The 18776-nt window shown below is 51.0% G+C and carries 18 protein-coding genes; 17 read left to right on the forward strand and 1 reads right to left on the reverse strand.

The features are described from left to right. The first annotated feature begins 29 nt into the window (after positions 1-29). From spoIIID to DW739_RS11100, 6 genes are all read left to right on the forward strand, one after another. A complete protein-coding gene (spoIIID, locus tag DW739_RS11075; RefSeq protein ID WP_117796058.1) occupies positions 30-311 on the forward strand; it encodes a sporulation transcriptional regulator SpoIIID in 282 nt (93 codons plus the stop codon). Positions 312-530: 219 nt separating this feature from the next. Beyond that, a complete protein-coding gene (locus DW739_RS11080; protein WP_118652036.1) occupies positions 531-1325 on the forward strand; it encodes a sirohydrochlorin cobaltochelatase in 795 nt (264 codons plus the stop codon). A gap of 170 nt (positions 1326-1495) precedes the next feature. Further along, positions 1496-2812: an ABC transporter substrate-binding protein gene (locus tag DW739_RS11085; RefSeq protein WP_118652188.1), complete on the forward strand. Its 1317-nt coding sequence runs from the start codon at positions 1496-1498 to the stop codon at positions 2810-2812. A gap of 36 nt (positions 2813-2848) precedes the next feature. Next, complete coding sequence (locus DW739_RS11090; RefSeq protein ID WP_118638279.1) at positions 2849-3925, forward strand: iron ABC transporter permease; 1077 nt, start codon at positions 2849-2851, stop codon at positions 3923-3925. Between the two features lie 28 nt (positions 3926-3953). After that, positions 3954-5096, forward strand: coding sequence for an ABC transporter ATP-binding protein (locus tag DW739_RS11095; protein WP_118652032.1), 1143 nt, complete (start codon positions 3954-3956; stop codon positions 5094-5096). Between the two features lie 55 nt (positions 5097-5151). Further along, entirely contained in the window at positions 5152-5586 is a 435-nt protein-coding gene (locus DW739_RS11100; protein WP_118492385.1) for a protease complex subunit PrcB family protein, read from the forward strand. A gap of 120 nt (positions 5587-5706) precedes the next feature. Here the strand turns inward: DW739_RS11100 and DW739_RS11105 are convergent, their stop codons facing one another. Then, positions 5707-6651 (reverse strand): D-2-hydroxyacid dehydrogenase, encoded by a 945-nt coding sequence (locus DW739_RS11105; protein ID WP_022360306.1) that lies wholly within the window; start codon positions 6649-6651, stop codon positions 5707-5709. A gap of 697 nt (positions 6652-7348) precedes the next feature. Here DW739_RS11105 and DW739_RS11110 point away from each other — a divergent pair. The 11 genes from DW739_RS11110 to DW739_RS11160 all read left to right on the forward strand — a co-directional run bounded on the left by DW739_RS11110 (position 7349) and on the right by DW739_RS11160 (position 18588). After that, positions 7349-8302: a hypothetical protein gene (locus tag DW739_RS11110; protein ID WP_118743071.1), complete on the forward strand. Its 954-nt coding sequence runs from the start codon at positions 7349-7351 to the stop codon at positions 8300-8302. 116 nt (positions 8303-8418) lie between these two features. Next, complete coding sequence (locus tag DW739_RS11115) at positions 8419-8706, forward strand: hypothetical protein (protein WP_243098996.1); 288 nt, start codon at positions 8419-8421, stop codon at positions 8704-8706. A gap of 20 nt (positions 8707-8726) precedes the next feature. Continuing rightward, positions 8727-8909, forward strand: coding sequence for a DUF4250 domain-containing protein (locus DW739_RS11120; protein WP_022360303.1), 183 nt, complete (start codon positions 8727-8729; stop codon positions 8907-8909). Then, a complete protein-coding gene (locus DW739_RS11125; RefSeq protein ID WP_182427983.1) occupies positions 8881-9324 on the forward strand; it encodes a type II secretion system protein in 444 nt (147 codons plus the stop codon). The genes DW739_RS11120 and DW739_RS11125 overlap by 29 nt, the downstream gene beginning before the upstream one ends. Positions 9325-9620: 296 nt before the next feature. Further along, positions 9621-10364 (forward strand): lysophospholipid acyltransferase family protein, encoded by a 744-nt coding sequence (locus DW739_RS11130; RefSeq protein ID WP_118538551.1) that lies wholly within the window; start codon positions 9621-9623, stop codon positions 10362-10364. A gap of 3 nt (positions 10365-10367) precedes the next feature. Further along, a complete protein-coding gene (locus DW739_RS11135; protein WP_118652026.1) occupies positions 10368-11492 on the forward strand; it encodes a bifunctional chorismate mutase/prephenate dehydratase in 1125 nt (374 codons plus the stop codon). Between the two features lie 106 nt (positions 11493-11598). Then, positions 11599-12897 carry an ATP-binding protein gene (locus DW739_RS11140; RefSeq protein WP_182427984.1) on the forward strand — a complete coding sequence of 433 codons (1299 nt, stop codon included), beginning with the start codon at positions 11599-11601 and terminating at the stop codon, positions 12895-12897. A gap of 1 nt (position 12898) precedes the next feature. Then, the gene (locus DW739_RS11145; protein WP_118743072.1) at positions 12899-14464 is read left to right on the forward strand and encodes an HD domain-containing protein; all 1566 of its coding nucleotides are present in this window, start codon (positions 12899-12901) and stop codon (positions 14462-14464) included. A gap of 2 nt (positions 14465-14466) precedes the next feature. Continuing rightward, a complete protein-coding gene (locus DW739_RS11150) occupies positions 14467-16596 on the forward strand; it encodes an RNA degradosome polyphosphate kinase (RefSeq protein ID WP_118652024.1) in 2130 nt (709 codons plus the stop codon). Between the two features lie 158 nt (positions 16597-16754). After that, on the forward strand, positions 16755-17459 hold the full coding sequence (locus DW739_RS11155; protein ID WP_118492379.1) for a response regulator transcription factor: 705 nt from the start codon (positions 16755-16757) through the stop codon (positions 17457-17459). Then, positions 17449-18588 carry a HAMP domain-containing sensor histidine kinase gene (locus DW739_RS11160; protein ID WP_333490916.1) on the forward strand — a complete coding sequence of 380 codons (1140 nt, stop codon included), beginning with the start codon at positions 17449-17451 and terminating at the stop codon, positions 18586-18588. The genes DW739_RS11155 and DW739_RS11160 overlap by 11 nt, the downstream gene beginning before the upstream one ends. Positions 18589-18776 lie beyond the last annotated feature (188 nt).

Consider the following 18776-nt stretch of genomic DNA (forward strand, 5'->3'; position numbering starts at 1 on the left):
ATGTAAAAAACGTTCTCAGGGGAACTCCCATGAAGGAATATATCGAGGAACGGGCGGTTGCGATCGCTAATTACATCATAGACTACAATGCGACAGTGCGGCAGGCGGCCCGGAAATTTGGGATCAGTAAATCTACCGTGCATAAAGATGTGGCCGAGCGCCTTTCCCATATCAATCCGCCGCTTGCATCCCGGGCGCGTGTGGTACTGGACATCAACAAAGCGGAACGCCATATCCGGGGCGGGATGGCGACGAAAGAAAAATATGAGCATGAGCACCAGCTGCGCGCGTGCAGCCGGGACGAGAAATAGAAAAGCTGGTAAAATTGAAGCTGAAAGCAGAAAAAGGGGCATTCCGCCTGGACGGGCGGAGTGCCATTTTTTCTGCTTCATTGCAAACTATTTCAAAATATGCTATAGTAGCTTCGATTCATAAAGCTATATGTCAGCCAGATTCAGGCATATGGCAGCGTAGGAGGAACGGGAAAATTCTGAATTGAAAGATAAAAAACAAAGAGGAAGAATGGATAGATGGAACCAAGACAGGCAATCCTGGTAGTCAGCTTCGGGACAAGCTACAATGACAGCCGAGAAAAGACGATCGGAGCGGTTGAGCGTGCAGTGGCGGAGGCATTTCCGGCATATGAGGTGCGCCGGGCATTTACCAGCCAGAGGATCATTGATAAATTGAAAAAGCGGGATCAACAGTCGATCGACAATTTGAAGGAGGCACTTGACCGGGCAGCAGCCGATGGGATTAAAAATCTGATTGTGCAGCCGACCCATTTGATGGATGGATTTGAATACATGGATGTAAAAGCGGAAGTGGAAGCGAATCAGGGGCGTTTTGAACGGCTGGCGCTGGGAGCACCGCTTCTTGCCAGTGAAGCGGATCTGGATGCGGTGATCCGGGCGATGGCAGGAGAATTGGGCGGATATGACGATGGAAAAACGGCACTCTGTCTGATGGGGCATGGGACGAACGCGGCTTCCAATCAGGTGTATCAGAAGATGCAGGATAGGATGATTGCGGGCGGCTATGCAAATTATTACATCGGAACCGTGGAGGCGCAGCCGGATTTACAGGCGGTGATCGAGAAATTGGGCGCGCAGAAACACTATCAGAGGGCAGTGCTGCAGCCGCTCATGGTGGTTGCAGGCGACCATGCGAATCAGGATATGGCAGGTGAAGAGGAGGATTCCTGGAAGAGCCGCCTGGAACGCGCCGGATACCAGGTGGAATGCTGCATCCGGGGACTGGGAGAGTTTGAGGCGATCCGGAAGCTGTATGTGGCGCACGTGAGAGAGGCAGAGTGGGAAAAATGAAGAAAATAGGATGGATAACGGGAAAGAAAAGGTTACTGTACACGGGTAGGCACTTTTGGAACCGAAAGTGCCGTAAGAAAACGTGGTGGCAGCAGAAATTTGCCGTATTTAAATGCGAAGCCACGGCAAATTCCGTTACTGGGCACGTATGCGTGAACAGTAACAAGAAAATGGCACTTAGGATGGCAGGGCTGTCGCTTATGGGGGTGCTGCTCTTGAGTGGCTGTGGAAATACGGGAAAGAGTGCGGTGGCGGCAGCGTCGTCTACATCCGCCAGTGAGACATCCAATGAGGCGGGTAAAGGTACGAAAGTGTCCCAGCCGGCAGAAAACGTGGATGCACAGGTGGCGGAGGCATCACTTCCACAGCCGGGTGAGGCGATCAGTGCGTCCCTGACCTGGAAATCGCGGATGGAGCTTGCCTATGCGACCCAGTTTGTGGTTGATACCTATGAGGATGCGGACGGGATGCAGTACGAAGCAGTTTCGGTTGCGGATGGAAGCCGTTTTCTTCTGATTCCAGAGGGCGGAAAGGTGCCGGAAGATCTTCCGGATTCGATCCAGGTGCTTAAGCGCCCGGTCAAACAGATTTATCTGGTAGCGACCGCGACCATGGATATGTTCCGGATGCTGGGAGCGCTCCCGGATATCCGGTTTTCGGGAACCGATGCGTCGGGCTGGTACATCCCGGAGGCAAAGGAGGCGATGGAGAATGGGTCAATTCTCTACGCAGGCAAGTACAGCGAACCGGATTATGAGCGGATCGTCTCGGAGGGCTGCGGTCTGGCAATAGAAAATACGATGATTCTCCATTCGCCGGAGGTAAAAGAAAAGTTGGAAAGTTTCGGAATCCCGGTGCTTGTGGATCATTCCAGCTACGAAGCACATCCGCTGGGGCGGACGGAATGGATCCGCCTGTATGGAGTGCTGACCGGAAAAGAAAAAGAGGCGGAAGCGGCATTTGCAAAGCAGGAAGCGGCTTTGCAGCGTGTTACAGAAGAAGGTTCGGATGCGGAGAACGCAGGCGGGAGCGTAAAAACAGAACAGACGGCACAGGCGGAAAAGCCGTCGGCGGCATTTTTCTATATTACGAACCAGGGCAGCGTGAACGTGCGCCGTTCCTCTGATTATATACCGAAAATGATAGAATTAGCGGGCGGCAGATACATATTCGGGCATCTGGGGGATGACGGAAAGAGGTCTTCGACCGTCAATATGCAGATGGAAGAATTTTATGCAGCCGCGAAAGAATCCGATTATCTGATTTATAACAGTACAATCGACGGGGAGATTCACTCAATTTCGGAGCTTTTGGCAAAAGCGCCGGTTCTCAAGGATTTCAAGGCGGTACAGGCGGGAAATGTCTGGTGCACGACGAAGAATCTCTATCAGGAATCCATGTCGGTTGGAGCAATGCTGGAAGATATCCATGCGATTTTCAGCGGAAGCCAGGAAGATGGGACATATCTGTATAAATTGCAGTCGTGAGGATGGAAAGTGTAATAAAGATAGATAGGAGAAACGATGCGTTCAGTATCAGAAGCAAACAGACAAAAACAGGAAAAAAAACAAAGAAACCTGGCGCAGGCAGGCAGACAGGTGCGGATCGCAGCCGCATTTCTGCTTCTGATTGTGTTGCTGCTCCTGTCGCTTATCTGGAGTGCCTGTTCAGGCAGTGTATCGGTTCCGATTATGGAATTTTTACAGGAATTGCGGGAGCCTAAGCTGCGTGGAATGGCGTGGACGATCATCTGGGAGATCCGCCTGCCGCGCGCGCTGGCGGCGCTGATCCTTGGCGGGGCGCTGGCACTGTCAGGGTATCTGTTACAGACCTTTTTCCACAATCCGATCGCGGGTCCCTTTGTGCTGGGAATTTCTTCTGGTTCAAAGCTTTTGGTAGCACTTGTGATGGTCGGATTTCTGGAATGGAATATTACGATCAATTCGGGGATGCTGGTGGCAGCGGCATTTGCCGGAGCGCTTCTCTCTATGCTGTTTGTGCTCCTGGTCGCGCGGAAAATGGAACAGATGGCAATGCTGATCGTCGGGGGCGTGATGATCGGCTATATTTGCTCGGCAATCACGGATTTTGTTGTGACCTTCGCCAGCGATGCGGATATTGTCAACCTGCATAACTGGTCGCGCGGAAGTTTTTCTGGTATGACATGGGAAAATGTGGCAGTCATGGCGGGCGTGACCTTTGTCTCAGCGGCAGCGGTGTTTCTGTTATCCAAGCCGATCGGCGCATACCAGATGGGGGAGACGTATGCGAAAAGCATGGGAGTCAATGTCGCACATCTGCGTTTCTTTATGGTGATTTTGTCCAGCATCTTATCTGGCTGCGTAGCGGCATTTGCCGGTCCGGTTTCCTTTGTTGGAATCGCGGTTCCGCATCTGATCCGCTGGCTGTTTGCCGATACAAGACCGCTGGTACTGATTCCGGGCTGTTTCCTGGGCGGAAGCGTGTTCTGCCTGTTCAGCGACTGGCTGGCGCGGACGGTCTTTGCCCCGACGGAATTGAGCATCAGCACGGTAACAGCTGTCTTCGGTGCGCCGGTCGTGATTTTTGTGATGATGCGGAAACATCGAAAGAGCACCTGAAGCATAGAGCAGCAGAGGAGAAAATACCATGAATCCAGAAAATGAGGAGAAGATCTACTTTTATACAGAGGACTTACAGGTTGGATACGGTGGAAAACAGATCTTAAATCCAGTTCGGATCGGGATAAAGAAGGGTGAGATCCTGACTTTAGTCGGACCGAATGGAGCCGGAAAATCGACCATTTTAAAGAGTGTCGCCGCGCAGCTTCCCCCTCTGGGAGGCGCGGTTTACCTGGACGGCGCGGACCTTCTGGGAATGAAGGGAACGGAGCGCGCACGGAGGATGGCGGTCATGTTTACGGAAAAGGTTCATGCAGAGTGGATGATCTGCCGGGATGTTGTGGCAGCCGGGCGTTATCCGTACACGGGGCGGTTTGGTGTCCTCTCGGAGGAGGACTGGAAGGCAGTTGATGAGGCGATGGAGGCAGTGCAGGTATCAGAGCTTCGGGAGCGGGACTTCCAGACGCTCAGCGACGGTCAGCGGCAGCGGGTGATGCTGGCGCGGGCGCTCTGTCAGGAGCCGGAACTGCTGCTTCTCGATGAGCCGACTTCCTATCTGGATATCCGTTATAAGCTGGAATTTATGTCGGTCTTGCAGGAGCTGGCGCGCCGCAAGAAGGTGGCAGTCATTTTATCCATTCATGAACTTGATCTGGCGGAGCGCGTCTCTGACTGGGTGCTGTGCGTCAGCCCGGGGCAGAAAAGTCAGTTTGGACGCCCGGAAGAGATGCTGACTCCAGAACATCTTTCCGAGCTTTTCCAGGTCGAGGAAGGGCGCTTCCGTCAGACAGGCGGCAGTATGGAGCTTCCGCGTCCGGAGGGGGCACCAGAGGTGTTTGTGCTGGCAGGAGGAGGAAGCGGGCGCGCTGTCTTCTGGCAGCTTCAGAGAGCTGGAACCACGTTTGCGGCAGGGATCGTATCGGAAGCCGACTTAGATTATCCGGCGGCTTGTACATTGGCGTCCAGATTGATTGCAGTCCCCGCATTTGAAGAAATATCAGAGGAAAAGGAACAAGAAGCCAGAGAATGTCTGGATGCGTGCCAGTGCGTGATTGCGTGCCGCAGGCAGTATGGGGGCTGGGCGGCGGCGAACGACCGGCTGCTGGCGTATGCCAGGGAAAAAGGAAAAAAGATTGAATATCACAACCTTCCGCTTCATAAAATGCAGTAAATCAAAGCATTTTGCCGCGTGGCTGCGTGCAGGGGAGCGGGAGGTTTTTTATTTGATGAAAAGTAAGAAAAGCAGAAAAAAATGGCTTCTAAGCCTTATGGCTGTGATGGGAATCTTTCTGGCGGGGGTCTATGCGGTTGCATGCGGCGGTGAAAAACAGGCAGAAAAATTGCGGGATCTGGAATTTGCCGTCATAGGTCCCGATGAGACGCCGCAGGAGCTGTCGCAGATCATAGAAGAAAAGAAGAACGATTCCTTCCGCCTGACTTACACAAGCGGAAATGACCTCTACATAGCTGCCGGGTACGGCAAGCAGGAGACCGGCGGCTACAGCATTACGGTTCCGGAGTTGTACCTGACGGACAATTCGATCATCGTCAAGACCGAGTTAAAAGGACCGGAGAGAAGCGAGCCGACCGGGGAAGAGCCGTCGTATCCGTATATTGTGCTGCGGACGGAACTGCTGGAGGAACCAGTGGTATTCCAGTAGTTTCCTATGAAACAAAAAAACAGGAACCGGCGAGAGTATCATCCGGTTCCTGTCTTTATGCAGTTTCTGCAGAACGATTTCCGCAGGATTTCCTATATGAGTATAAGACTGGTTTCCTGATTACAGGGAAAGAGCCTCTTTTACCTTGGAAATGATGTGAAGTCCGATGTCTCTGGAAGCATCTACGGACTGAGCGCCGATGTGCGGGGAAACGATGAAGTTGTCGCACTCGAACAGCGGGCTTGCGAATGTATCATCACCTGTCAGACCGCTGCCAGCCAGCTCGTTCTCCATAACGTCTGCTGCGTAGCCGCCGATCTTGCCAGCTTTCAGAGCCTCGTACATGTCTTTCTCGTTTACGATACCACCACGGCTCATGTTCAGAACAACTGCATCATCCTTCATCTCAGCGATGGACTTAGCGTTGAACAGATCCTTTGTCTCTGGTGTCAGCGGTACGTGGATAGATACGAAATCAGCTACCTTTAACATCTCGTCTACGGACATGCCAGTTGCATGCTCTTTCTCGAAATCTTCCGGTTTCAGGAATGGATCGTAAGCAACGACAGTCATACCAAATGCACGACCAAGTTCGCCGACTCTCTTACCGATACGACCGAAGCCCATAACACCCAGAGTCTTGCCGCGAAGCTCACGACCTTCGAATTTATATTTGTTCCACTCGTGTTTTACTTTTACATCGTAGTTAGCTGTGAAAGTACCACGGGAGATATCTAACATCTTGGAAATGGTCAGCTCTGCAACTGCGTTAGCGTTTAAGCCCGGTGCGTTGAAGATCTGGATTCCTTTGGATTTTGCATAGTCCATATCAATGTGGTTCAGACCAACGGAGCAAACGCCGATAACCTTCAGGTTCTTAGCAGCGTCGATGATCTCCTGATCGATCTTCGGATCTACACGCATGATCAGAACGTCTACGTCACCGATTTCAGCTAATAACTGATCCTTGGTGGACGGCAGATTCTCTGCAGTTTTAACTTCCATGTATTTGCTGAGTTCTTCAGCAATACCAGCGTATACTTTGTCAATGATAAGACACTTCATAGTTTAATTTCCTCCGCTCTTATTTTGTAAAATGTACCTATATGCAAGTATACCTAAAATCTGCTGTTCAGTCAAGTCATTTTGCCGTACCAAACAGAAACTCGTATTCGATTTTTTATATAACACTTATAAGTAAATGCTGGATAAAAAGGTGTTTTTGTAGAAAATGCCGCGAGAGCGATTTATAAATTGTATTTTGAGATAGGGCAGACTATAATAAAGGTACGATGCAGTTCAAAGTCCGGTTCCGGACGGCATTCGATGATTCTGCCCGCAGGGAGGGCATCTGTGATTCACAGAAATATCCGGGTATTTATGAAATTTCATAATGCATTTTTTGTTTCAGGGGAAACTGCGTCCTATGAAACAAAAAAACAGTCATATGATTTCGTGATGCTGAATATAAGTATCATATCGGCATTTAGAAAACATGGCATCTTATATCTTGAATGATATTTGTGTGTGATGCGGTATTTTATGCTGATTTAAACTCAGCACAGAAAATTTCAGGTTACGGTTCATTTAATGCGAAGCCACGGCAAATTCCGTTACGGGGCACGTATGCGTGAACAATAACAATTTTAGAAAGGATGGAGAAGGTTGAGAGAGGAGTACGGAAATTTAGAACGTGCTTACGAAAGAATGCGGTTCGGCTGGCAGGAGACATTTGCCGGGGAATGGCAGAAAGGGAGAATGTATGGGGAAAAGAGAAGACAGAAGATATGGCGGGAGGCTGGCAGTGCTGACATTTGTGCTGCTGTGCCTGCAGGGCACCGGCGGACAGGCTTACGCACAGGAAGATAAGGCGGGAGAACGGCGGATCCGTTATTCTTCTTCCTATTTGAAAGAGGCTGAGATACCAGAAGCGCCGGAAGAATATCTGGAAGAGGGGGAAATTACCTACCGGCTTGTGGGGACAGAGATAGAGGCGGTGCCGGTGCGCGGCAGAACGCGGGAGGTTTCGGGGGAGATGGTCTATCCATCCGTGACGCGGGAACAGGAGATCCCGGCGAGAGCGCCGATGGAGGTGGAGGATCGGGAGAGCCGGAAGACCGTATCGGTTATGCTGGATCTGAAAAGAACCTCTTATGAGAACGAACACTGGCAAGATGGATTTGAGATTTCGGTCGTATTTCACGAATACGGGGCGGACACATACCGGCTGGGTGGAACTGTCGTGATGCATGATGAAAAAGTACCGCCGTTGGAGGCGTGCAGGGAAGAACTGATTGCAAGTGCAGGGCTATCGGAGGATGAGGTGCAGATTGAGTCGGCAAGCTGGGAGGGAGATGCTTATCAGGATGAGGCTGGCATCTGGTGCCGCAATGCGGCGGTACAGGCAAAACGCCGCGTATGGGACTGCCGGGCAGTGTACGGGGGGACGGTCAGACTTCCGGCATATGAGCGTTACCGGAGGCGGATGGAGTATGAAAAAGCGGAACCGGAGGTGGAAGAGATGACAGAAATAGAAGCGGATCCGGGAACTCTGGTGGAAACAGAGACTGCGCCGGTGGAAAACCTCCCGCTTCCGTTCTGGAGACGGTGGATTCACTACGGACTGACGATCAGTATAAGTCTGCTGCTGCTTTTACTGGCATGGCTTGGATTTCGGCAGCTGCGGCGGATGGCGCGTGAAAAAAATGAACGGTAGGTTATGTGGGCGCAGTTGATAAAAGGAAAAAAGTGCCGTATACTAGAAAACTGGTAAGCTGGCGGTTATGGTTCATGTAAAAAAAAATTTTGAAATCAGAGGCACGGCGTGAGGATATGCCGGCAGCCAGAATCGGGGATCAGACCAGAAAGAAGAGGGAAAACGGCGTGACAAGAGATGTTGTATTTAAAATGGAACGTCCGGGACTGGTAGAAGTCGGACAGACAGTAGAGGTGACGGAGTCGGTGACGCCGTTTAATGTCAATTATATGATTGAACCGGCGGTGGCGATGTCGGGGCTTTTTAAGCTGAATGACCGGATTCCCGCCGATCACGGCGTGGTAAAGGCGATCGAGGAAAATGACCGCGGTTACTATGTGACGGTTACGTTTGAGTATGAATAAAAGGACAGAAAGGGAAAAAGATGGCAGGAAAAATACCGAACGATCCGATTATGTGCCTGAGCTTTGTGAACACACAGCTCAGAGATTTTTACCCGGATTTAGATGAATTATGCAGTGCGTTTGATACAGAACGGTCGGAGCTTGAGAAGAAGCTGCAGGCGGTGGGATATACCTATGACAGAGAAAAGAACCAGTTCCGCTAGGGCACGGTCAGGCTTTACGCTGGCAGAACTGCTGATCGTGACCGGGATTGTGTCGATTCTCGTTGCAGTTTCGATCCCGATCATGTCCGGACAGGTACAGAAAGCGAAGGAAGTGCGGGCGAAAGCCGAGGCGAGGATTCTATGCATGGCGCTCTGGATGTACCTACATGATTTGGATGAGCAGGACATTCATCCGGAAAGCTGGGAGCTGATGATGGATCTGGGTGGTTCTTTCCGGGATCTGGGAGAAAATCCGCTGGAAAACTATCTGGATGGAGAGATTTCTGAGGATGTGTCTATCTACAGCGTGTATTACAGTGATACACTGGAAAGCTATGAGGGAATCTTGTGCGAGATAGGTGGAATCGAGGTGGAAGCGCTGATCAGCGGAAAGACGGAGATTGTGAATCCATAAAAAATAGAGAGGCAGGTTACTGTTCACAGGTAGGCACTTTTGGAACCGAAAGTGCCGTAAGAAAACGTGGTGGCAGCAGGAATTTGCCGTATTTAAATGCGAAGCCACGGCAAATTCCGATACTGGGCACGTATGCGTGAACAGTAACAGAGGCAGGATGTCTTACAAGGAAAGTCTTGTAAAACCCTGCTTCTTTCTATATAATGAGACAGTAAAGCTGTCTGTCTGGAAATGAAAATAGCAGGATAAAAACCAGACGGTTTCGGACAGATACAAGAGAAAAGAGAGGTATCAGTATGTTTCGCGCGATAAAGATAGTAGGAACGATCGTCAGTTTCCTTGTTGGTTCCATCGGCACATTGCACCGTATGGATAAACAGGGACAGGTAGATCCGGTCGCAGTGGAGGAAGAAAGCACCCAGATGGTGCGTAATATTTTTGAAAAACTGCTCAAAATGGCAGGTGTGACGGTAGAGGTGCGCGGATATGAAAATATTCCGCAGGATCGCCCGGTGCTCTATGTGGGAAACCACCGGAGCTATTTTGATATCCTGGTTGGCTATACGACGGTTCCGGGACTGATGGGATTTGTGGCAAAGAAAGAGATGGAGAAGATTCCGCTCTTGTCAAAATGGATGCTCAATGTCAACTGTCTGTTTTTAGATCGGAATAATATAAAAGAAGGTTTAAAAACGATTCTGGCGGGGATCGAGAAGGTGCGCCGCGGCGTTTCTGTCTGGATTTTTCCGGAGGGAACCCGCAATAAAAATGAACAGCTTTCAGATCTACTTCCATTTAAAGAGGGAAGCTTGAAGATTGCAGAGAAATCTGGCTGTCCGGTTGTTCCAGTGGCGATCAAGGGAACAGCGGAGGTCTTTGAGAAGCATATTCCGCTTATTTGTCCAAGCCATGTCGTGATTGAGTTCGGCGAGCCGTTTATCGTGAAAGAGCTGGATCCGGAGAACCGGAAGTTTGTCGGCGCATATACGAGAGAAAAGATCGCAGGGATGCTTTCAGAGATGGAAAAGGAGAACAACTAAGAGATGGATTTGCTGGAGATAAGAGGGCGTCTGGACCAGATTGACACCCAGATAGAAAAGTTATTTGAGGAGAGAATGCGCCTTTGCAGCGAGGTGGCAGAGTATAAGATCGCGACCGGAAAGGCGGTTTACGATGCCGAGCGTGAGAAACAGAAGATCGAGTCAGTTCAGGCGATGGCAGAGGGCGAGTTTAACAAGCAGGCGGTTGCCGAGCTGTTTTTGCAGATGATGACGCTGAGCCGCCGGTATCAGTATCAGACGATCGCAGGGCGCGTCGGCGGTCCGGATCTGGGCTTTCATAAGGTGGAGAAGCTTGAAACCGCCGGAAAACGCGTGGTGTTCCAGGGATTAGAGGGCGCTTACGGTCATGCGGCGGCGCTGCAGTTCTTTGGAAAAGACGCGGATATCCATCATGTACGCCGGTTTGAGGATATGATGGTGGAGATTCAGGAGGGAAAAGCCGATTTTGCGGTGCTTCCGATTGAAAATTCTTCCGCCGGTGCCGTGACGGACAACTATGATCTGCTTTTAAAATACGACAATGTGATCGTGGCGGAGACATTTCTGCCGGTACATCACTACCTGCTTGGCACACCGGACGCGGAACTTTCCGATGTGAAGCGTGTTTTTGCCCATCCGCAGGCGTTGATGCAGAGCAGCGACTTCTTAAACCAGCACGACTGGCAGCAGCTCAGCATGGAAAATAATGCTGTGGCGGCACAGAAGGTACGCGATGAGAAAGATCCGTCACTGGCGGCAGTCGCAGGTGAGGTGGCAGGTGAGATTTACAGGCTCAAAAAGCTGGCAGGTCCGATCAACAACTGTCCGGACAATACGACCCGTTTCCTGATTCTGGCGAAGGATCGCGTCTATCAGGCGGGTGCAGAGAAAATCAGCCTCTGTTTCGAGCTGCCGCACCGCAGCGGTACGCTGTACAGTATGCTCGGCAATTTTATTTTCAATGATGTCAATATGCGGATGATCGAGTCCCGTCCGATCCCGGAGGAGAGTTGGCAGTACCGCTTCTTCGTGGACATCGAGGGAAACCTGGAGGATGCCGGTGTGCAGAATGCACTGTACGGAATCATGCGCGAAGCGAAAAATGTAAAAATATTAGGAAATTACTAGACTCTTTAGCTTAGGACAAGACAGAATGGGTTGCTGTCCACGGGCAGGCATTTTTGAGACTGAAAGTACTGTAAAAAAATGTGATGGTAACCGGAAAGGCAGAATAATGGAAGAAAAAAGAAAAAATACGATGATTTTATACCGCAACCTGCGGTATCAGCAGTTATTTGACGATATGTGCAGCCTCTTAAAACCAGAGGAAGGCGAGGCACGCCCGGATGCATATGCATGCGCGAGTCAGCTCATCGATCTGGCAGTGACCTATGGATTCCGCGGAAACCTGTGGCATTGTTTCCTGGCGTTCTGCATGGCAAACAATGAAAATGCCTACAGCACATCCTGCGAGATCATCGGACCGGTCGGCGGCAGCTTAAGCGAGCTTGCCCGTCACGATTTTGCACAGGTCAGAGAGCTTTTTTCCCTGGATATTGCCCGTCTGGACGAGGCTGAGAACGGCATCTGGTCGGAGATGAAGCATTACGAAAATGCGCTGGAAAACAGCAAGGCGTTCAACCACCGCATCCGCGACCGGATCGTTGAATTATCGGTTTCCCTGGAGAATGCGGAGAGTGATCAGGAATTTCAGGATATCGTGACCGAATTTTATAAAGAATTTGGTGTCGGCAAGTTTGGTCTTAACAAAGCATTCCATATTATCATGGATGACGAGGCAAAGCAGGTCGATATCGAGCCGATCACGCGCGTGGAACATATCGAGCTGAGCGATCTGGTCGGCTATGAGCTGCAGAAAGCCAAGCTGATTGAGAATACCGAGGCATTTATCGAGGGGCGCGCGGCAAACAACTGCCTGCTTTTCGGTGACAGCGGTACTGGTAAATCATCCAGTATCAAGGCGATCTTAAATCAGTATTATGACCGCGGACTCCGCATGATCGAGGTGTACAAGCACCAGTTTCGCGGACTGTCAGATGTCCTGGAGCAGATCAAAGACCGCAACTACAAATTTATCATTTATATGGACGATCTTTCCTTTGAGGAATATGAGCTGGAATATAAATATCTGAAAGCAATCATTGAAGGCGGTCTCGGCATCAAGCCGCAGAATGTCCTGATCTATGCGACATCGAACCGCCGTCACTTAATCCGCGAGAAATTCAGCGATAAGCGCGAGCTGGACGACGATCTGCACTCCAACGATACGGTGCAGGAAAAACTGTCCCTGGTTGCGCGTTTTGGCGTCACGATCTACTACGGCTCACCGGACAAGAAAGAGTTCCAGAACATCGTCCGCGTACTGGCAGATAAATACCACATCCATATGCCGGAGGCAGATCTGCTTCTGGAAGCCAACAAGTGGGAGTTAAGCCACGGCGGGCTGTCCGGACGTACTGCCACCCAGTTTATTGCAAACTTACGCAGCAAGCTGAAAGGAGAGATCAAGTAATATGACCGTTAAAACCTTTGCCGCTATTGATGTGGGTTCCTTCGAACTGGAGCTGGGAATTTTCGAGATTTCTGCTTCCGCCGGAATCCGCGAGATTGATCATGTGCGCCATGCGCTGGCGCTTGGCAAAGACACGTACAATGACGGACGTTTGAGCCACGAGATCGTGGAGGAAATGTGCGAGGTCCTGAATAAGTTCCGGGAAGTGATGAAAACATACCGGGTATCGGATTACCGGGCATTTGCGAGCAGTGCGCTTCGGGAGGCGCGGAACAGCCAGATGGTACTGGACCGGATTCTGGTGCGTACCGGACTCCGGGTCCGCACGATGAACAACTCGGAGCTGCGTTTTAAGAGTTATAAAGCTGTTGCAGCCAGGGAGGAAGAATTCCAGCGCACCGTGAAAAATGGCGCGGCGCTGATGGATGTCGGATTCGGAAGCACCCAGATCTCCCTCTTTGATGAGGAGGTACTGGTATCGACGCAGAACCTTCTGCTCGGCGTGCTGCGCTTAAGTGAAATGTCAGCACACTGGCGCGTCGATTACCGGAAGATCCCGGCGATCATCGATGAGCTGGTAGAAAATGAATTATACACATTTCGGAAGATATTTTTAAAAGAGCATCAGATTGAGACGCTGATTGCGACCGGCGAGACAATGAACTATATGATCAGCCGAGGCATGCATGAAAAAGGCGGGGCGCGGTTCACGGCAAAGGAATTTGGCGTGTTCTGCGAGAAGCTGATTGGAATGTCCTCGGAGGAGATTCAGGAGCGCTATGAGCTGCCGCAGGATTACGCAGAAGTGCTGATTCCAAGTGCGATTCTCTACCGGAAGATATTAGACATGACGGGTGCTTCCTATATCTGGGCACCGGGGACGACACTCTGCGATGGTATCGCAGCAGAGTACGCACAGGAAAACCGTCTGGTCCGCTTCCATCATGATTTTGAGGCAGATATTCTCTCAACGGCGCGCCAGATGGCGAAGCGCTACCGCTGCCACGGCGCACATGTGCGCGAGGTAGAGCGGTCGGCGGAGATGATCTTTGATGCAACGAAAAAATACCATGGTCTGGGAGCGCGGGAACGCCTGCTTTTAAAGATCGCAGCGACCCTGCATGACTGCGGCAAGTTTGTCAGCATCACGCGCGGCTCGGAAAGCTCGTACCAGATCATCATGGATACGGAGATCATCGGAATTTCCCATCTGGAGCGCGAGGTTGTAGCCAATATCGTGCGCTACAACATTCAGGAATATGCCTACGATGAGGTCATCCTGGAGTCGGATCTGTCCCAGTATGCGGGGCTTGGAACCTCCCGGAGAGAGCTGACGATCCTGATTGCGAAGCTGACGGCAATTTTGCGTCTGGCCAATTCGATGGACCGCAGCCACCGCCAGAAGCTGAGCGACAGCCACATCGCTGTGCGGAACGGCAGTCTGGTGATTACGACGGACTGTCCGGAGAGTATCGTGCTGGAGCAGTATTCATTTGACCAGAAGGCAGATTTCTTTGAGGAAGTCTTTGGAATACGGCCTGTACTCAGGCAGAAAAGAGGGGTATAAGGATGTCGGATGCAGTGTTGAAATACGGAGAACCTGAAAATTATGTAAACCGTGAACTGAGCTGGCTGGAATTTAACTACCGGATTCTGGGTGAGGCGCGCGATAAGACGACCCCACTGTTTGAACGCCTGAAATTTTTAAGCATCACGGCGTCGAACCTGGATGAGTTTTTCATGGTCCGCGTGGCATCCCTCAAGGACATGGTTCACGCCAATTATACGAAGCGGGATATTGCGGGTATGACGGCACAGGAACAGCTGGATGCGATTGATGGAAAAACGCATGAGCTGGTCGAGAATCAGTACCGGACCTACAACCGGATGCTCCTGCCGCTCTTAAAACAGCACGGTCTGCGCGTGGTCACCGAGCATGAGAAGCTTACGAAGGAAGAAGCGGTGTACGTTGATCGGTATTTTGAGGAATCGGTCTATCCGGTCCTCACGCCGATGGCGGTTGATTCCTCACGCCCGTTCCCGCTTATTCACAATAAATCGTTAAATATCGCCGCGCTGGTCCGCAAGAAAAAGGGAGACGGCGAGCTGGAATTTGCGATGGTCTGCGTGCCGGGCGGGCTTCCACGCGTGGTGGAGCTGCCGTGCCAGGAGGGCAAATCTATCATTTATCTGGAAGAAGTCATCGAGCGGAACATCGACAAATTGTTCTTAAATTATGATATTATCAGCTGCCATCCGTTCCGTGTCATGCGAAATGCCGATCTGAGCATCGACGAGGATGAGGCGGAGGATCTGCTCAAGGAGATCGAGCAGAAGCTCAAGAAACGCCAGTGGGGCGAGGTTATTCGCCTGGATATCGAGAAAAAGGCGGACAAGCGCCTCTTAGACATCCTCAAAAAGGAGCTGCACGTTGGCGGGCACGCGATCTATGAGATTGACGGGCCGCTTGATCTGACCGTCCTCATGAAGGTGTTCGGTCTGCCGGGCTTTGATGAATTTAAGACACCGCCGTACACGCCGCAGCCGGTTCCGGCGCTGATGAATGGGGATGATATTTTTGCCAATATCCGCAAAGGCGATATATTGCTGACCCACCCGTTTGAGACTTTTGAGCCGGTCGTCAATTTTATCAAGAAAGCTGCCCGCGACCCGGAGGTGCTGGCGATCAAGCAGACACTCTACCGTGTCAGCGGCAACTCCCCGATTATCGCGGCGCTCGCCGAAGCGGCGGACAATGGAAAACAGGTGTCGGTCTTGGTTGAGCTGAAAGCCCGTTTTGACGAGGAAAACAATATTCTCTGGGCGAAGATGCTGGAAAAAGCCGGCTGCCACGTTATCTACGGTCTGCTGGGGCTGAAAACACACAGTAAGATCACGCTGGTAGTGCGCCGCGAGGAAGAGGGCATCCGCCGCTACGTCCATCTGGGAACTGGAAATTACAACGATTCGACGGCAAAACTTTACACCGACTGCGGTCTTTTAACCTGTGATCCGCTGATCGGTGAGGATGCGACTGCAGTCTTTAACATGCTGTCGGGTTATTCGGAGCCGCTTGGCTGGAACAAGCTGTCGCTGGCGCCGCTGTGGCTGCGCGGACGTTTTCTGCGCCTGATCCAGCGGGAAACGCGCAACGCCCGCGAAGGTATTCCAGCGCGGATCGTGGCAAAGATGAACTCCCTGTGCGACCGTGAGATCATTGAGAGTCTTTACGAGGCGTCCAATGCGGGGGTAAAAATACAGCTCATCGTCCGCGGCATCTGCTGTCTGCGCGCCGGGATTCCGGGATTAAGCGAGAATATAACGGTCTGCTCGATCGTTGGAAATTTCCTTGAGCACAGCCGTATTTTCTACTTCGAGAACGACGGTGAACCGCAGATTTTCATGGGAAGTGCCGACTGGATGCCGCGAAACCTCGACCGTCGTGTGGAGATTCTCTTCCCGGTTGAGGATGAGAAGCTGAAAGCACGCATCTGTCACATCTTAGAGGTACAGCTTGCCGACAATGTCAAGGCGCAGTACCTGAGACCGGATGGAACCTACGCTAAACGCAACCGCCGCGGCAAAGAGCCGGTCTGCGCGCAGGATACCTTCTGTGCGGAGGCAGTGCAGGCGGCGAAGGAAGCTGGAAAAAAGCAGGACCCGGCGGCGATGAGGGTGTTTATTCCGCTGGAACAATAAAGAAATTGCAGTTCGCAGATAAGCAAAATTCTCCAAAAATGTAATAAATTTTTAAAGCATAAATCCTCCCCATATGGTAAACTGGAAACAGGTATATTCGTCTGGTATTTCGCATAGAGATACCGGGAACCTGCATTACATATGAGGGAGGTTTTTTTATGTCTGAAATACACGTTCTGGTGGTGGATGATGAGAAAGAGATTGCCGATCTGGTGGAGATTTATCTGGTCAGTGATGGTTATAAAGTATATAAAGCATCCAATGCGTTAGAGGGATTGGAGATTCTGGAGAAGGAGACGATTCATCTGGTGCTTCTCGATATCATGATGCCGGGGATGGATGGTCTGGAGATGTGCCGCAAGATCCGGGAGACGAACAATATCCCGATCATCATGCTGAGCGCGCGCTCAGCGGATCTGGATAAGATTCTGGGACTGGGAACCGGCGCGGATGATTACGTGACGAAACCATTTAACCCGCTGGAGCTGACGGCGCGCGTCAAATCACAGCTTCGCCGCTATACGCAGTTAAATCCGCAGAGCGGTGCAGGAAATCAGGTTAAAAATGAGATCTCGATCAAAGGACTCACGATCAACAAAGATAATCATAAAGTGATGGTGTACGGCGAGGAGATCAAGCTGACGCCGATCGAATTTGACATTCTGTATCTGCTGGCATCCAATCCGGGGCGGGTCTTCAGCACCGATGAAATCTTTGAGAAGGTGTGGAATGAGAAAGTCTACGAGGCAAATAACACGGTTATGGTACATATCAGACGGCTTCGCGGCAAGATGAAGGAGGACACCCGACAGAACAAGATCATTACAACGGTCTGGGGGGTAGGATACAAAATTGAAAAATAAAAAAGATATGAGTCGCCGATTCCGGACACGGATGGTCATGAACATCGTTTACAGCACCGTGGTGGCATGCCTGGTGGAGGTGTTTCTGATTGCCAATGTTTCGATGATCAGCAGCTATCTGCGGGAGACGCGGTACCGGGATTCTTTTTTCCTGCGCCTGACGGAGACAGAGACACTGATGGCATTTGTCTATCTTCTGTCGGGCATCGCGATCTTCTCAGTCACTTTTTTTGCCCTTCAGGAGCGGTCCATGCGCTATATCAGCCGGATCTCGTCCGCGATTCAGAATATTTCCGAGGGCGATTTGAATACGACGATCGAGGTGCGGGGCGATGACGAGTTTACGGCGATGGCGGTTAATTTAAATAAGATGGTCGGGGATATCCGGAATCTGATGGACAAGGAGCGCGAGGCGGAGCGCACGAAGAACGAGCTGATTACCAATGTGGCACACGATCTGCGGACACCGCTGACCTCGATCATCGGCTATCTTGAACTTCTGTCCGGCAAGGTGGAGATTCCTGCAGAAATGCAGAAAAAATATATTGATATTGCCTATGCAAAATCGAAACGTCTGGAAAAACTGATCGAAGATTTGTTTGGTTTTACCAAAATGAATTATGGAAAAGTGGCAATGCACGTGTCGAAGGTGGACATCGTCAAACTGCTCAGCCAGCTGTTGGAGGAATTTTATCCGAGCTTCAAGGACAAAAACCTCTCCTACGAGCTGCAGAGCAATGTCCCGGGCAAGGTTATCACGGCAGACGGAAATCTTCTGGCGCGCCTCTTTGACAACCTGATCAATAACGCGATCAAATACGGTGCAGACGGAAAACGGGTGCTGGTGCAGATTCATGCGGAGGAAGAGGTCGTGACTGTCTCGGTGACGAACTACGGTTACGTGATTCCGGCGGACGAGCTGCCTCTTTTATTTAATAAATTCTACCGCGTGGAACAGTCGCGATCGACCAACACGGGCGGCACAGGGTTAGGTCTGGCGATCGCCAAAAATATCGTCGATATGCACGGCGGCACGATTCAGGTGACGAGCGATCTGAATGGAACGGTGTTTACGGTGCGCCTGCGGACGAATTTTGACATCAACAGGGAAAATTTCCAGATGCCGTAAAGGCGAGTGTGGGAAAGAATCTAATAGACATTTTAATGGATTTTTGGTTACTGTTCACAGGTAGGCACTTTTGGAACCGAAAGTGCCGTAAGAAAACATGGTGGCAGCAGGAATTTGCCGTATTTAATGCGAAGCCACGGCAAATTCCGTTACTGGGCACGTATGCGTGAACAGTTACAGATAGGGAG

The sequence above is a fragment of the Clostridium sp. AM28-20LB genome (genome assembly GCF_003480665.1).
GTDB classification, from domain to species: domain Bacteria; phylum Bacillota; class Clostridia; order Lachnospirales; family Lachnospiraceae; genus Otoolea; species Otoolea fessa.

Excerpts from the sequence above, each read along its gene's own strand:
- DW739_RS11090 (WP_118638279.1), top strand. The coding sequence starts at position 2,849 with ATGCGTTCAGTATCAGAAGCAAACAGACAAAAACAGGAAAAAAAACAA.
- DW739_RS11135 (WP_118652026.1), top strand. The coding sequence starts at position 10,368 with ATGGATTTGCTGGAGATAAGAGGGCGTCTGGACCAGATTGACACCCAG.
- DW739_RS11085 (WP_118652188.1), top strand. The coding sequence starts at position 1,496 with ATGGCACTTAGGATGGCAGGGCTGTCGCTTATGGGGGTGCTGCTCTTG.
- DW739_RS11140 (WP_182427984.1), top strand. The coding sequence starts at position 11,599 with ATGGAAGAAAAAAGAAAAAATACGATGATTTTATACCGCAACCTGCGG.
- DW739_RS11155 (WP_118492379.1), top strand. The coding sequence starts at position 16,755 with ATGTCTGAAATACACGTTCTGGTGGTGGATGATGAGAAAGAGATTGCC.
- DW739_RS11120 (WP_022360303.1), top strand. The coding sequence starts at position 8,727 with ATGGCAGGAAAAATACCGAACGATCCGATTATGTGCCTGAGCTTTGTG.
- DW739_RS11100 (WP_118492385.1), top strand. The coding sequence starts at position 5,152 with ATGAAAAGTAAGAAAAGCAGAAAAAAATGGCTTCTAAGCCTTATGGCT.
- DW739_RS11145 (WP_118743072.1), top strand. The coding sequence starts at position 12,899 with ATGACCGTTAAAACCTTTGCCGCTATTGATGTGGGTTCCTTCGAACTG.
- DW739_RS11105 (WP_022360306.1), bottom strand. The coding sequence starts at position 6,651 with ATGAAGTGTCTTATCATTGACAAAGTATACGCTGGTATTGCTGAAGAA.
- DW739_RS11130 (WP_118538551.1), top strand. The coding sequence starts at position 9,621 with ATGTTTCGCGCGATAAAGATAGTAGGAACGATCGTCAGTTTCCTTGTT.
- DW739_RS11110 (WP_118743071.1), top strand. The coding sequence starts at position 7,349 with ATGGGGAAAAGAGAAGACAGAAGATATGGCGGGAGGCTGGCAGTGCTG.
- DW739_RS11080 (WP_118652036.1), top strand. The coding sequence starts at position 531 with ATGGAACCAAGACAGGCAATCCTGGTAGTCAGCTTCGGGACAAGCTAC.
- DW739_RS11150 (WP_118652024.1), top strand. The coding sequence starts at position 14,467 with ATGTCGGATGCAGTGTTGAAATACGGAGAACCTGAAAATTATGTAAAC.
- DW739_RS11115 (WP_243098996.1), top strand. The coding sequence starts at position 8,419 with ATGCCGGCAGCCAGAATCGGGGATCAGACCAGAAAGAAGAGGGAAAAC.
- spoIIID (WP_117796058.1), top strand. The coding sequence starts at position 30 with ATGAAGGAATATATCGAGGAACGGGCGGTTGCGATCGCTAATTACATC.
- DW739_RS11125 (WP_182427983.1), top strand. The coding sequence starts at position 8,881 with ATGACAGAGAAAAGAACCAGTTCCGCTAGGGCACGGTCAGGCTTTACG.
- DW739_RS11095 (WP_118652032.1), top strand. The coding sequence starts at position 3,954 with ATGAATCCAGAAAATGAGGAGAAGATCTACTTTTATACAGAGGACTTA.